Annotated in this window: 14 protein-coding genes; all 14 read left to right on the top strand. The window is 31.2% G+C overall.

Going from position 1 to position 15,520, the window contains the following annotated elements:
• Positions 1-5 precede the first annotated feature (5 nt).
• From A2290_03510 to A2290_03445, 14 genes are read left to right on the top strand one after another with little or no spacing between them, the layout of a single operon-like run.
• Positions 6-1,844: a hypothetical protein gene (locus tag A2290_03510; GenBank protein ID OGC16655.1), complete on the top strand. Its 1,839-nt coding sequence runs from the start codon at positions 6-8 to the stop codon at positions 1,842-1,844.
• On the top strand, positions 1,834-3,549 hold the full coding sequence (locus A2290_03505) for a hypothetical protein (GenBank protein ID OGC16654.1): 1,716 nt from the start codon (positions 1,834-1,836) through the stop codon (positions 3,547-3,549). Before A2290_03510 ends, A2290_03505 begins: the two co-directional genes overlap by 11 nt.
• On the top strand, positions 3,546-4,550 hold the full coding sequence (locus A2290_03500; GenBank protein ID OGC16653.1) for a hypothetical protein: 1,005 nt from the start codon (positions 3,546-3,548) through the stop codon (positions 4,548-4,550). Before A2290_03505 ends, A2290_03500 begins: the two co-directional genes overlap by 4 nt.
• Positions 4,543-5,298, top strand: a complete 756-nt coding sequence (locus A2290_03495; protein ID OGC16652.1) for a hypothetical protein — start codon at positions 4,543-4,545, stop codon at positions 5,296-5,298. Before A2290_03500 ends, A2290_03495 begins: the two co-directional genes overlap by 8 nt.
• Before the next feature lie 18 nt (positions 5,299-5,316).
• Positions 5,317-6,084, top strand: a complete 768-nt coding sequence (locus A2290_03490; protein OGC16687.1) for a hypothetical protein — start codon at positions 5,317-5,319, stop codon at positions 6,082-6,084.
• A 7-nt stretch (positions 6,085-6,091) separates the two neighbouring features.
• Complete coding sequence (locus tag A2290_03485; GenBank protein OGC16651.1) at positions 6,092-6,829, top strand: 3-deoxy-D-manno-octulosonate cytidylyltransferase; 738 nt, start codon at positions 6,092-6,094, stop codon at positions 6,827-6,829.
• Positions 6,822-8,654: a hypothetical protein gene (locus tag A2290_03480; protein OGC16650.1), complete on the top strand. Its 1,833-nt coding sequence runs from the start codon at positions 6,822-6,824 to the stop codon at positions 8,652-8,654. Before A2290_03485 ends, A2290_03480 begins: the two co-directional genes overlap by 8 nt.
• 24 nt (positions 8,655-8,678) lie before the next feature.
• Positions 8,679-9,533 carry a dTDP-4-dehydrorhamnose reductase gene (locus tag A2290_03475; GenBank protein ID OGC16649.1) on the top strand — a complete coding sequence of 285 codons (855 nt, stop codon included), beginning with the start codon at positions 8,679-8,681 and terminating at the stop codon, positions 9,531-9,533.
• Positions 9,511-10,404: a hypothetical protein gene (locus tag A2290_03470; protein ID OGC16648.1), complete on the top strand. Its 894-nt coding sequence runs from the start codon at positions 9,511-9,513 to the stop codon at positions 10,402-10,404. The genes A2290_03475 and A2290_03470 overlap by 23 nt, the downstream gene beginning before the upstream one ends.
• Positions 10,405-10,430: 26 nt before the next feature.
• A complete protein-coding gene (locus tag A2290_03465) occupies positions 10,431-11,507 on the top strand; it encodes a hypothetical protein (GenBank protein OGC16647.1) in 1,077 nt (358 codons plus the stop codon).
• Positions 11,507-12,661 (top strand): hypothetical protein, encoded by a 1,155-nt coding sequence (locus A2290_03460; GenBank protein OGC16646.1) that lies wholly within the window; start codon positions 11,507-11,509, stop codon positions 12,659-12,661. Before A2290_03465 ends, A2290_03460 begins: the two co-directional genes overlap by 1 nt.
• The gene (locus A2290_03455) at positions 12,636-14,120 is read left to right on the top strand and encodes a hypothetical protein (GenBank protein ID OGC16645.1); all 1,485 of its coding nucleotides are present in this window, start codon (positions 12,636-12,638) and stop codon (positions 14,118-14,120) included. The genes A2290_03460 and A2290_03455 overlap by 26 nt, the downstream gene beginning before the upstream one ends.
• Positions 14,117-14,734 (top strand): imidazole glycerol phosphate synthase, glutamine amidotransferase subunit, encoded by a 618-nt coding sequence (locus A2290_03450; GenBank protein ID OGC16644.1) that lies wholly within the window; start codon positions 14,117-14,119, stop codon positions 14,732-14,734. The genes A2290_03455 and A2290_03450 overlap by 4 nt, the downstream gene beginning before the upstream one ends.
• A complete protein-coding gene (locus tag A2290_03445) occupies positions 14,728-15,495 on the top strand; it encodes an imidazole glycerol phosphate synthase subunit HisF (GenBank protein OGC16643.1) in 768 nt (255 codons plus the stop codon). The genes A2290_03450 and A2290_03445 overlap by 7 nt, the downstream gene beginning before the upstream one ends.
• The last annotated feature ends 25 nt before the right edge of the window (positions 15,496-15,520 follow it).

Below are 15,520 nucleotides of genomic sequence, written 5' to 3'. Positions count from 1 at the left end.
AAATAATGAAATTCTTAAATTTTATAAATAATCCTCGCTTGAAAATATGTTGGTATTTTTTAAAGCCGTATCCGCATTATATTTTTGGAATTACTATATTAACTTTTGCGAGTTCTTTTTTTGATGGTATCAATGTATTGATATTATTCTCAATATTAAATTCTGCGGTTGGAATTAATGCTGATGCAGGAGGAATTGCCAAGATAATAACTTTTATTTTAAATTTTTTTCCTATAAAAGACAAACTTATTAGCTCTTGTCTATTGCTTATTTTTTCAGTAATTTTTAAGAATGGGTTTGGATATTTACAGAGCATTGTTAGTTCTGTTGCTGGCTTTAAAGTTTGGCAGGACATTCAAGAAAAAGTATTTGTAAAATGTATTTCTGCAGATTATCAGTATTTCCTTGATCATAAACAAGGAGAAATTATATATCGGGTTTATTCTGCGCCATCGTCCCTTGGCAGTATTCTTACTTATTTACCTCAAGCTCTTTCAGAGTTTGCTAAATTATTGGCAGTTGGGTTTATTTTGATCGGGATTTCACCTTATGCATCAGGCGCGATAATTTTGGTCGGTGTTTTATATTATTATTTAACTAAGTATATAGCAAGTAATATTTCTTACAACATGGGGAAGGGGCGAGTGGTGGCTTGTGAGAAACAAAATGTTTTACTTGGTGAAACAATAAGCGGGATAAGACAAATAAAAGTGTTTTCTTCTGAAAATCGTTGGATAAAGAACTTTTTTGCAGCTATGCAGGACTATTTTAAATTGGCAAAAAAAGATAGGGAGTTCTCACTTATACCAGGGTATTTATTGGATACGATGACTATCGTGCTTTTATCGTTATTGCTGATTTTAGCCAAAGTTTTATATTCTGCTGATTTTGCAGTTATTTTGCCAATACTTGGGACATTTGCGTATGCTTTTCAAAAAATAATGCCTTCTCTTTCACAACTTGGGAATTTGAGAATTCAAATTATGGGAACTTTGCCTATTGTAGAAATTCTTTACTCACTTTTAAATAAGAATATTAAGCAAATTAAGGATGGGCCCGAGGAGATAAAAGAATTTAAGAAAGAGATAAAATTTGAGGATGTAAGTTTTTCTTATCCTGGGCGTAAAGGAGTGTTGAAGGGATTGAAGCTTTCTTTTGAAAAGGGGAAAATGACTGCTATTGTTGGTCATTCTGGCGCGGGCAAGTCTACGATTGCAGATTTAATTATAAGGCTTTTTGATGTTAATTATGGCAGAATTTTAATTGATGGCATAGATATTAAAGATTGTAAAATAAGTTCCTGGCTTTCAAAAATAGGATTTGTTACTCAAGATACCTTTATATTTAATGCGTCACTTGCAGAGAATATTGCTTTTGGTCTAAATGTTGATATGAATGAGATTATTCAAGCTGCAAAAGATGCGAATGTTCATGACTTTGTAGCATCTCTTGCTGACGGATATGAAACTGTTGTTGGAGATAGGGGAATGAAATTATCTGGAGGGCAGAGGCAGCGTATTGCAATTGCTAGAGCTTTGGTTCATAAACCTGAAATACTTATTTTAGATGAAGCTACAAGTTCTTTAGACAACATTTCAGAAGCAATAGTTCAAAAAGCAATAAATAATATTTCTAGAAATAGAACTGTTATTGTTATAGCTCATCGGCTTTCTACAGTGATTGATTCTGACAAAATTATTGTGCTTGAAAAGGGAGAGGTTGTTGAGGAGGGAAAACATGAAGAGCTTCTTTCAATGAAAGGGTTTTATTGGGCAATATATAATAAAGAAAGAAGTAGTTTGTCGAACCAGTTTGTTCGAAAAGAGGTAGCCTGTGAAGGATAAGAATAAAATAGAAATTCTTGATTGTACCATTCGTGATGGGGGATATGTTAACAATTGGGATTTTGATCTCAAATTAGTACGTGAAACCTATCGAGCACTCTCAAAAGCTGGTATTGATTATATAGAATTGGGCTATCATGGAGTAGAACATTTTTTTGATCCTAAAAAGTTTGGGAGATTTCGTTTTACTTCTTTTGAAGATATAAAAAGTGTTACAGGAGGAATAAATGGGGCAAAAATTGCTTTAATGGTTGATTATGGTAAGTTTGATTTAAATGATTTAAACCAATATCTTGGTACCAATGTTTCATTAATTAGGTTGGCCTTTCATAAAGATAAAGCAAAGGAAGCAGTTAATATTGCGGGACAAATAAAAAGACTTGGCTTTTTAGTGTCTGTAAATTTGATGGGATACATTAGTTATTCTACTGACGAGTTAAATGAATTAGTTTTTTTAATTAATCAAGAGGGGATAGATTACGTATATATAGCTGATAGCTATGGGTCCATGTTTCCTCATGAAATAAAAGAGTTGTTTACCCCTTTGTTAAAGGATAGAAACTTTAAATTAGGATTTCATCCACATAATAATTTACTAATGTCTTTTGCTAATACTTTTGCTGCAATTGATGCTGGAGTAGATATTGTTGATTCTTCTGTTTTTGGTATGGGGCGTGGTGCTGGTAATTTACCAACAGAAATTTTACTTTCCTATTTTCATCAAATGATGCCAGGCAAGTATAACGTAATCCCAGTATTAAATTTGATTGATCGATTTTTTGTTGAACTAAAAGAAAAAAACTTTTGGGGATATAATTTACCCTATATGCTTTCAGGTATTAATGAATGTCATCCAAACTATGCTAAAAATTTGGTTGAGCGAAAAGAGTATGACATTGAAGATATCTGGAATATTTTTGAAGTCATAAAAGCCAAGAAACCAATAGGCTTTAAAAAAGACATTGTTGATCAAATTATTCGTGATGGACTATTTGGCAAGAAAAAGGCTTTAAAACCTGCTGAAAATGAACAAAAAGGGATAAACGAAAACAGTGACAAAATTTCTTATGTTAATAGACATAATGGGTCAGATTTTTTGGTTTTGGCAAATGGACCAAGTTTAAAAAAGTATAAAGACTTAATTTCTCTTTTTATTGAAAAGTACAAACCAATAGTTTTAGGGGCTAATTACTTAGGAGGGCTTTTTGTTCCTGATTATCACTTATTTACCAATAAGCGTCGGTTTGTTGACTATGTGGATACTGTTTCTCTCAAATCTAAGCTTTTAATTGGTCAACATATTCCAAAGGAGATGATTGATGATTATGTAAGACGCGAGTATGAACTTATTTATTATAATGATCTAGATGATGTTGCCTTTGATATCAAAGATGGATTAATTAGTTCAAATTGCAGAACTGTTTCTATCTTCTTAATTGCTTTATCATGGGTTTTTGGAGCAAAACGTATTTTTGTCGCAGGACTTGATGGTTATATGCGCGCTACTGCTGATGGGGATGTTCATTTTTATAAAGAAAATGATGAAACTGGGGATAGAGATGTGATTTTGGATAAACATTTTGGAAATTTAAAGCATTTGGAGGAAATTGAGGAATATCTGTGTGGTAAGGGAGGGGAAGGGATTCACATTATTACTCCTACAAATTATAGGAAGTTTTACAAAGGGATAAATAATTACTTATGAATAGATTTGAAGAGTTAAAATCGATTTTTGAGAAGAGTCAATACTTTAAAATTGTGTGTGGAGCTGGAAATGAAGATGCAGAAGAGGTTCGAAAGTTGTCTCTTCTTTATACTTTAGCTGGCGCACTTGGTATTGATATTTCAGCAAATCTTGATGTAGTAAAAAGTTCTGTCCTTGGAGTTAATCAAGCCTACGAGATTGCGCCAAAACTTGGAATAGAGCTTAGAACAAGACCATTTATTAATGTTAGCATTGGTATGCGTGGTGATCCTCATATTAGGAAAGCGAATGTTGCCCAGGCCAAGTGTCTCCATTGCGGGGCTTGTTTGTCTGTGTGTGTTCAAAATGCAATTAGTAATGAGCATCAAATAATAGAAAAACGTTGTATCGGTTGTGGTGAATGTTCAAAAATTTGCCCTTCAAGCGCAGTTCAGTTTTTTGATAAAAGGAGAGAATTAGATAAAATACTCCCTGCTTGTTTAGTAAATGGAGTGGAAACATTTGAATTGCATGCAATTATTTCCGATGATGATTCTGTCATGCAGGATTGGAAATTGGTGAATAAGTATTTAAAAAATAATTATATTAGTATGTGTTTAGATCGTTCACAATTGTCTGATATACATCTTTTGAAGAGAATAAAGGATGCTTTGGCTTTTGCTCCTGATAGAATGATTATTCAAGCAGATGGCGTTCCAATGAGTGGGGGAAGCGATGATTACAATACTACTCTTCAGGCAGTTGCAATTTCTGATATTGTAAGAAAAAGTAAATTGCCGGTTATTATTTTGGCTTCAGGTGGTACTAATAGTAGAACAGGTGAACTTTGTCATCTTTGTGGGGTTAAAGTTAATGGGGTTTCCATTGGGACTTATGCCCGTAAACTGGTTGCTGAATTTATAAATCATAAAGATTTTGACAGTGATTTGAGGATTTTAAAAAAAGGGCTTGTGATTGCAAAAAAATTAGTCGATCAAAATTTGGAGGCAATTAGTGGTTAATTTAAAAGTTAATAACGAAATTATTAATAATATTAATTTAGTCATTTTTGACAGGGATGGTACATTAATTGATTTGTATCATTATTGGTCTCAAATGATAAAGATGCGGGCTTATCTTATATCAGAAAAGTTTTTTTTATCAAAAGATGATACAAACCGGATTGTTTTTGAGATGGGGGTTGACCAAGAAAATAATTGTCTTCGTCCAGAAGGACCCGTTGGGATCAAAAAGAGAGAAATAGTTATGCAGGCGGCTGTTGATTATTTAGAGGCAAAAGGGTATAAAAAAGCTTATGAAGTTTGTTTGGATTGTTTTAAAGATATTGATGTTCAAACAGAAAACAAGTTGGATGGTTTGATAAAACCAATAAATGGAATGTTGAGTTTAATTGATTCTTTACATTCAAAATCTTGCAAACTAGCCATTGCAACTACAGATAAAACATCAAGGGCTGAGTTGTCTATGGATTACTTAAAATTAACTGATAAATTTGCCTGTATTATTGGTTGTGATGCAGTTGACAATCCTAAGCCTGCTTCAGACATGATTGATTATATTACAAAGAAATTGAATATTAAAAAAGAAGAAAGTGTGATGATCGGGGATGCCATAACAGATATAAAAATGGGTGATAATGCAAAAGTAAAAGCATCTATTGCTGTTTCTTCTGGGATAACTCCAAAAGAACAGTTAGGCGCTTTAACTAAATTCTTAATTGATGATGTTTCTAAAATAGAAGTTTTTTAAGGAGAAAATAAATATATGATAAGAAAGAATATTATTAAGGAAAAATTAAAAAAAGGAGAAATTCTTTTAGGTACTTGGTGTATTTTACCTTCAGAATCTTCTGTTAATGTTTTGGGAGCTTCGGGCTTGGATTTTGTAATAATAGATATGGAACATGGGCCTATTAGTTTTGAAACTGCAGAGGGTATGATTCGAGCATCTGAAGTTGAGGGCTGTACACCTTTTATTCGTGTCCCAAAAAACGATGAATCAGATATACTGCGAGCTTTAGACATTGGGGCGTATGGAGTTGTGGTTCCACATATTGAAAACAGGGCAGATAAAGAAAAGGCATTACAGTCTATTAAATATTTTCCCATAGGAAATCGTGGCTTTTCTCCTTTCACTCGTTCTGCAGGTTATTCACCCTCTGATCTTACTCTTCATACTAAAAAAGCCAATGAAGAGACTATGAGTATTTTTATTGTAGAAGGTAAAAATGGACTAGAAAACCTTGATTCTATTATTGAGGATAAAGATATTGATGTTATTTACTTAGGGCTTTGTGATATTTCCCAATCAATTGGTTTGCCAGGACAAATAACTCACCCAAAAGTAAAAGATGCCGTTTTAAGAGCTGTTGCTAAGGTGAGAGAGAAAGGAATTTCTGTTGGAGCTTTTACTGACAATCAAGAACAGCTTAAATGGTTTAAGGAAATTGGAATACAGTTTATAACTTATTCTTTGGAAGTAACCGAGCTTTTTAGGATTTTTAAAAAAATAATTCAAGATTTTAAGGGAGTGTAAGAGATAAATGAAAATTGTAGGTATGGTTCCGGCAAGGCTTGAATCAAGCAGGTTGCCAAGGAAGGCTTTAATAGACATAGAAGGAATTCCCATGGTGATACATACTTGCAAACGAGCTCAAAGGTCAAAACTTCTTTCTGAAGTTTATTTGGTGACAGATAGTGACGAGATAAAGGTTGCAGGAGAGAAATATGGTGTTAAAGTTATCATGACAGGAAAACATCATAAAACAGGATCTGATCGTCTTGCCGAGGCTTGTCAACAAATAGAATGTGATATTGTTGTTAACGTTCAGGGTGATGAGCCTTTGGTTAGCCCTGATCATATCGATTTGGTTATTACTCCACTAATAGAAGACTCTTCTCTTAACATTTCAGTAGGAGTTACATCTTATGCAAAAAAAGAAAGTTCTTCTGATATAAAGGCAGTACTGGATTTGGAAGGAAATATTTTATACTGTTCTAGGGCAGATTTGCCAAGCAATGCCAGGACAAATGTAAGAGAAATGTTGAAAATGTGTTTTATTGTTCCATTTAGGAAAGAATTTTTGTTGCAGTATTCTTCTTGGGATCCAACTCCTCTTGAAGTTATAGAGTATAATGAATACTTAAGAATTTTGGAACACGGGATTAAAATAAGGGCAGTTGTAATTAAAGATGCAAAAATCAGTGTTGATACACCAGAAGACCTGGCAATTGTAAGAGATGTTATGAAAAAAGACAAAATAAAAAATCTGTATGTCTAATTCAAAGAAAAAAAAGTTAATATTAATTTCTGAGGAGGCTTCTTTTCCTAAAGAAGATATGGATAGAGATTTTTACTGTTTTTTTTTGGGTAGAGACTATGAGAAATTATTAAAGCTAAAAAAAACTTTGCCTTCAAATTTTCATTATATTGACATAGGGGACTTTTTATACGCAACATCATATAAACTTCGTAGACAATATATTGATTTCATTGGCAATTTGAGCTGTCGATTTTCTTCTTTTTACTGGTGGGTATCTAAAATAGCAGAAAAAAATGTTATGGATAGTCCCGTTTTTCTGTATGTTTGTTATTTGGATATTATTAAGCAATTAAAAGGAAATGAAATTAGAAATAAAAACATTTGTATTTTCTCTGAAAGTCCTGAATTGTTGGAGACAATTTATGAATCTGAGTTATTTAAAGAATATACTGTGTCAAAATTCTATAAAAAAGAAGCATTGATGAGTTTTTATTTGAAATCTTGTATAAGTTTAATCCGCTTTGCAAAAAGAAGTTTTATAGAGAAAATATATGTTATATATTCACGTATTTATGGTGTAAAACATATTAATAAAAATATACCATTGACAATTTTGAGAACTTGGGTAGGAGAAAGAAATTTGGGAGATGAGGGCCTATTTAAAGATTCTTATTTTGTTGACCTCCATGAAAACTTAAAAAGAAAAGGAGAAACTGTTGCTATTATTCCAATAATTTACAATATAAAACGTTCATATAAAGAAGCAATCTTGTGGTTTAGAAAAGCAAAGGCTCAATTTATTATCCCTGAAGATTTTTATTCTTTAGCGGATTATTTAAAAACTATTTTTATTATATTAAAATCAAGGCATTTGTTTAAAAAAGATTTTGTATTCAACGACTGGAACCTCAAGCTAATATTTCGTCAAGCATTTAAAAGAGATTTTTTTGAAGGGTCTTTGTCAAGTCTTATAATGCACTATTTTCTTGTTGAGAAATTAAGAAAAAATGGAATTATAATAAAAAAAATCATTATACCTTTTGAGAATATGATATCTGAGAAGCCCTTGATAATGGGTAAATTAAAATATTATTCCAAAACAAAGCTACTTGGATTTCAACATACATCTATTCCTCCTCTTTTATTGTCTTGCTATACCTCATTTAATGAACTGAAAGTTCTACCATTGCCGGATAAAGTAATTTGTTCAGGAAAGTTTTTCAAAGAGATTCTTTTGAAAGAAGGATATCCTTCAAATGTTTTGGCAGAGGGGCCAGCTTTGCGCTATCAATATTTATTAAAGGCAAATATTAGTAATTCTATTGAGAAATTCTATATTTTGATAACTCTTCCATTATTACGATCTACAGCTCTTGAATTATTATCAAAATCTTATAAAATATTAAAAAGTATTTCGGATTTAAAAGTCTTGATAAAGCCTCATCCAATGATGCCTAGGAAAGAATTGCAAGATATTTTAAATGTTACGTTTGATTCTTTTTTTAAATTTGAGATTACAGAAGGAAATATTAATGATCTTATGGCACAATCTAAGTTGTTGATTGCAACAGCCTCAGCTACAATTTTAGATGCTATCGCTTATGGATTGCCTGTAATTAGAGTGCGAAGCGATATTGATTTAACTCTTGATCCTATGGATTGGATCTCAATGGATGAAACTCAGTTTGTAGCTCGAACGTCAGAAGACATTGGAAGAGAAATAAAAAAGATTTTGACGCTTACTAACAAGCAGCTTGATCAAATAAAAATTCGGGGACGACAGTTGATGGAGAGTTTTTTTTCGCCATTAACAGAACAAACTTTATTGCCTTTTTATACTTAATTGATAATTTATTGGAGGGAATACATGATTTTAGTAACCGGCGCAAATGGAATGGTAGGAAGTTATGTTGGAGCAGTTTTCAGTGATGAAGCCTTGGTTTTAACTGATTTGCCTGAAATGGATATTAAAGATAAAGATAACGTTTTTGGTCTTTTTAAAAAGAATAAGCCGGATATTGTTCTTCATCTTGCGGCAGAAACAGATGTTGATAAATGTGAGACAGAAATTGATCATGCTTATCGAACTAATACTTTAGGTACTCAAAATATTGCTTTAGCCTGTCAGAAATTTGATTGTGAAATGGTTTATGTAAGTACAGGTGGCGTTTTTAATGGCAAAAAAATGGAAATACAGACAGAATTTTCTTCTCCTGAGCCTCTAAGCTTTTATGCTAAATCGAAGTATGAAGGGGAAAAAATTGTTCAAAATTTATTGAACAGATATTATATTTTTCGTGCTGGATGGATGATTGGTGGCGGAAGAGAAAAGGATAAAAAATTTGTTGGGAAAATTATCCAGTTTTGCCTGGAAGGTAGAAAAGAAATTAAAGCGGTAAATGATAAATATGGTACTCCAACTTTCGCAAAAGATTTGGTTGAAGGTATTAAAAAAATTATTAAAACAGGTAGTTATGGATTATATCATCTTGGAAATAATGGTTGTTGCAGTCGATATGATATTGCCTGTAAAATTGTAGAAATAATAGGAAAGAATATTAAAGTAATACCTGTTTCTTCAGAAGAATTTCCATTGCCTGCTCCTCGTGCTGAATCTGAAGGAATTAGAAACTATAAATTGGAGCTTATGGAAATGAATATAATGAGAGACTGGGAAGAAGCTTTAAAAGAGTATATAAATGATTGGAGAGGAAATGTCTGAAGTAAGTGTTGTCATCCCTGCATACAATTATGCAACTTATACAGCTCAGGCGGTAGAAAGTGTTTTAGCCCAGACATTTTGTGATTTTGAAATAATTGTTGTTGATGATGGCTCAACTGATGGAACAAGAGATGCCATGAGAAATTTTGGCGATAAAATTTATTACATTTATAAAGAAAATGGTGGAGTATCAAGTGCAAGAAATTTAGGAATTAAAGTAGCGAAGGGCAAATACATTGCTTTTTTGGATTGTGATGATTTATGGTTGTCAAATAAATTGGAAGAAAGTTTAAAAGGTTTTATGGATGAGGATGTTGGATTGGTTTATACAAACATATTTTTAATAGATTTCGCAGGAGAAATAATTTCAGAAAATAAATGTTCAGGTTTCTCAGGATATGTTTCTAAAAGATTGTTATTATCGAATTTTATTAATAACCCTACTGTTATTGTTAAAAAAGAGTGTTTTTCTTCTGTTGGGTTTTTTGATGAAAAAATGTTTTGTGCTGCTGATTGGGATATGTGGCTTAGAATTTCAGAACATTATCAAATAAAACATATAGCCGAAACATTATCAAAGTATCGAATTGTTAGAGACTATTTAGTGGCACACACTGAAGATTACAAAAAAGATAGTTTAGCGGTCATTGCAAAAGCATATGCAAGAAATCCCTTATTACCTGCCACCTTAAAAAAAGAAGCTTTTTACAATATACATTTAGCAACTATGCTTGGATATTATAAAAATGGTAGACTAATAGAAGTTATTAAGGAGTCATGGAGTTTATTATTGCTTAATCCAATAAAATTAATCCTCTTGATATTGAGACAATTAAAAAACAAAAGCGAACATTTATTGTTAAGGAGATAAAATTGGTTTACATTGTGTTGTATATAATGGTTTCAATAATTTTACTATTAATTGTTTTAGGTGAAATTGTTTTTAGGATAGTTTTTAAACTAAAAAATCGAAGATTTTATGAGCCGGTTGATAAGATTGAATTTAATAAAAGTCATTTTATTTCTCATCCATACTTGCCAGTCGCATATAAAACAAATTGTACAATTCCAGAAGAAAAGGTTGAATCACCAATTACTCATGATAAATTAATATATCCATCGATGAAAACAAATTCATATGGTTTATTGTTTGATGAGAAATTAGTTAGTAAAAACAATTTAATTATTTTTTTAGGTAACTGCACTTTTGGCACAGGATATTATTATAAAGAAGTTTTTTATTCTTTGCCTTATTATTTAAATAAAAAGATTGGCGACAATTATACTTTTATACCTGTTGCAAGGGGTGGATGGACGAGCATGGATATTATATTTTATCTTTACACAACTCTTGTTAAGCTTAAGCCTAAAGCTATTGTATTTGGATTTGGTCTTAATGATCTTATTCCTGCGTTAGCGCCAGAGTTTAAAAGTGATTATAGCCATTTATTTCGAAATTTATCTGAATCTAAATTGATTAGGATAACAAGAGATATATTACCCAAAATTAAATTTTGGCATTTGTATGAATACTTGTTAGATAAGTATATGGGAACTGGAAATATAAATTATGACTTGAACAGATTAATTAGAAAGTCTTATCCCTTATTTTCTAATAATTTTAATCTTACAGTTGAAAATCAAAATATTAGATCCATGATTGGAATATGCAAAGAACACAACATTTTACCCATACTAACTACCTATTTATATTATGTTTATGATGAAATAAAAAATAAACCAACATATAAAAAACTTAAAAAAGGTGTTTTGATTGAAAATGTAAATATTCGAAGAACTGCAGATAAATGTCATGTTCCAATTATAGACATCGAAAAAAACTTTCAGTTTGATCGAGAATTTTTTATAGATGAAACTCATTTGTCTCCAGATGGAATGGAAAAATATTCTCAAATTTTTATTCCAAAGTTTAAAGAAATCATGGAAAATGTTAGTGGTAAGGATTTTTATTAATGCGTATTCTTTATATTAGTTCAGATTTAATTGTCCATGATTATAGATTCTTAAAAAAACTTTGTGAATTTGATCATGATGTTTACCTTGTTACTCATTTTGCTGGAAAGGATTTGCCTCAAGATATTTCTGGCCTTAGAGGCCTAAAAATAATTCGTTATAATCCTAATGCCGTTTTATTGGGGACAGAAAAATATTCGATTTTTACCAGAAAAATAAGATGTTGGTTAGCATTTATGCAAAGCTATATTAAGTTTAAAAGAGAACTAAAAAAAATAAAACCTGATATTGTTCATGCCGGTTGGGTGCAAGGAGATGGGTTCTTAGCTGCAGTTTCTGATTTTCATCCATTTTTATTAATGCCTTGGGGGTCTGATATATTAGTTTTTCCTGAGAAGAGTAAAAGAACGATGAGTAAAACAAAATATGTTTTATCAAAAGCAGATATGATTACTTGTGATTGTGAAATAGTTAAGAAAAAAATTATTGAATTTTCAAACTATGATTCCGAAAAAATAATAGTTTTTCCTTGGGGAATAGATTTGGATTTATTTAAACCAAATAAAAAAAACAACCTTATAAGAAAAGCCTTAGGCTGGGAGGATAAAAAAATTTTATTAATGACGAGATCTTTTTTCCCTATCTATGCTGTGGATGATTTTATAAAAGCCATACCAAAAATTATAAAAGCATATCCAAATACTCGTATTATTTTAGTGGGGGATGGCCCACTACGTTCGGAGTTAGAACAATTAACGGTTAATTTAGGCATAAGAGACTATGTTTATTTTGCGGAGTCAATTCCTAACGATAAAATGCCTGAGTATTTCAACAGTGCAGATATATATCTTTCTTGTTCTCTTAGCGATGGAACTTCTTTATCTCTCTTAGAAGCAATGGCTTGTTCTTTGCCTGTTGTTACGACAGATATTCCTTCTTATTTAGAGTGGATAAATGATGGTGAAAATGGATACATTGTACCGACAAGAAGTCCAAATGATATTTCTGCAAAAGTGATAAATTTATTATCAAATCATAATCTTAGGATAAAAATGGGACATAGAAATTTTTTAATTGCTCAAGAAAGAGCCAATTGGGATATTAATTATAGAAAACTGGAATTAATTTATGGAAAGTTACAAAAAAACAAATAAGCCTAGAATACTAAACATTGTTCCTATATCAATAGGTAGTGGAGAGGTTAGTTTGGGGCCTTTGTATATTTCATCAGCCCTCAAAAAAGCTGGATTTGATAGCGTTGTTTTTTTCCCTGATTTGTCTTTGATAATGCACTTTCCGATAAAATATGATTTTATACAGCATCAACTAGATTATATTATGAAGCAAATTCGGCCAGAAGTAGTAACCTTTTCGGTATTAAGTACGAATTATAATTTATCTAAGTCATGGGCAGAATACATTAAAACCAACTTTAATACAACTCACATAATCTTTGGCGGAATTCATTCTATGATAGAAGGGGAGAATATAATTAAGTTGGATTATGTTGATGCTGTCTGTCTTGGTGAAGGAGAATTTTCGTTGCCTCAGTATCTTGAATTAATATTAAATAATAAATTAACTCAAGAAAATTCTCTAAATATAACTTATAAGTTAAAAGGCAAAATTATTAATAGTAAGAAAGAACAAGTCTTTTTATCTTTAGATGAATATCCTTTTCCTGATAGAGAACCTTTAAAATATTATTATAGAGAAGGTGTCTTGGATTCTGCTAATTTTATAACTGGAAGAGGGTGCCCTTATAATTGTTTTTATTGTAATGCTGCTATGCTTAATCAAAATAAAGGATATCTGCGGTTCAGAAGCCCGGGAAATGTTATTGATGAGATTATAGAGGTAAAGGCAAAGTTTGAATTGAAAAAAGTGATTTTTTCAGATGAAACCTTTACAATGAATAAAAACAATCTTTTTAAACTTTTAGAATTATATAAGAGCAAGGTAAATCTTCCATTCGAATGTCAAACAAGAGTTGAAGCGATAAATGATGATATTGCTAAAGAATTAACAAATTCTGGTTGTGAAAGCATTACTTTAGGGATTGAATCTGGCAATGAGTATATAAGAGAAAAATATCTGAATCGTAAAATGAAAAACGATCAAATTATAAAAGCTTTTCATATATTAAAAAAATATAATATTCGAACTAATTCATTTAATATGATTGGCTTGCCAGGGGATACAGAAAAAACTATTTGGGAAGGAATTGATTTAAATATCAAAGCAAAGGTTGATTCTGCTGCTTGTACAATTTTTATGCCGTTTAAAAAAACGCCAATATTTGAATGGTATCAAGACAAAAAACTAATTATTGCGGAGCCAAATACGAATTATTATGAAAATATTGTAATAAAACATCCAAATTTATCTAAGTTATCTTTATTTTTCTATTCATTAAATTTTAATACTTTAATAAAATTAGAGTCAAATAAGTTTAAACGAATGTTTAAAGTGTTTCTATGGGTTAAACTGTTCTTTTTACTATTCAAAGGATTTTTACTGAAATTAATTAAAAATCCTTTGAAATTAATAGCCATGAATACCTTCATGAAGAATTATTATGGACGTTTATCTGTTAAAGGAATTATTGAATGATAGTTATTATTGATTATGGAATGGGAAATCTTGGTTCAATCCTTAATATGTTGAAAAAAATCGGGGTAGAGGCTCAAATATCTTCTGATCTTTCAGTGATTGCAAAAGCGAGCAAGTTTATATTTCCAGGTGTTGGTTCTTTTGATAATGGGATGAGGAAGATTAAGCAATTAGGATTGATAGAGATTCTTGAAGAAAAAGTTCTTAAAGAAAAAAGTCCAATATTAGGCATCTGTTTAGGCATGCAGTTGTTTACCAAAAAAAGTGAAGAAGGTGAATTGCCGGGACTTGGCTGGATTGATGCTGAGACAGTTAGATTTAATTTAAAAGATCATGACCAAAACTTAAAAATTCCTCATATGGGATGGAATCAGATTGTTCCACAGAAAAAAAGTTTGCTTTTCAGTGAAATGTTTAGCGATCCCAAGTTCTATTTTGTGCATTCATATCACCTTATATGTAATGATATTAGTGCTGAATTAACTAAAACATTTTATGGCTATGATTTTGTTTCAAGCGTCCAAAAGGAAAATATTTATGGCGTTCAATTTCACCCGGAAAAGAGTCATAAGTTTGGCATGAAATTATTAAGGAATTTTGTTGAATTATGTTGAAAAATCGGGTTATTCCCTGTCTGTTATTAAAAAATAATGGACTAGTTAAAACAATAAAATTTTCCAATCCTAAATATGTTGGAGATCCCATAAATGCTGTAAATATATTTAATGACAAAGAAGTTGATGAATTGATAATACTTGATATTACAGCTACAATTGAAGGGAAAAAGCCAAATTATTCATTATTGTCTGATATAGCAAGCGAATGTTTTATGCCCTTAGGGTATGGAGGGGGAGTCAATAGCATTGAAGACGTAAGAAAATTATTTAATCTAGGCATTGAAAAAGTTGTTATAAATAGCTATGCAGTAGAAAATCAAGAGTTTATTAGATCCGTTTCTAATATATTTGGAAGCCAAAGTGTTGTTGTTTCCATTGATGTAAAAAGTAATCTGTGGGGAAAACATGAAGTCTACATTAGGGGAGGGAAACAGAAAACAGGATTAGATCCTGTAACACATGCAAAACAGGTAGAAAGTTTGGGTGCTGGAGAACTATTTATTAATTCCATAGATAGAGATGGGACAGGACAAGGTTATGATATAAAATTAATAAAATCTATTAGTGAGGTAGTTCGAATTCCAGTTGTTGCTTGTGGAGGAGCTTCAAAAACTGAGGATTTTAAATTAGCTATTAAAGATGGGGGCGCTTCTGCTGTTGCTGCTGGAAGTATATTTGTTTTTCAGGGTAAGCATCGAGCGGTATTAATTACTTATCCATTAATAGATGAGTTGGAAAATATTTTTAAGGATATATAAATAAAACATATGAAGACTAGTCATT

This window comes from candidate division WOR-1 bacterium RIFOXYB2_FULL_36_35, assembly GCA_001771505.1.
Lineage (GTDB): Bacteria > Margulisbacteria > WOR-1 > XYC2-FULL-46-14 > XYC2-FULL-37-10 > XYB2-FULL-36-35.
This window is presented reverse-complemented; position numbering and strand designations above follow the sequence as displayed.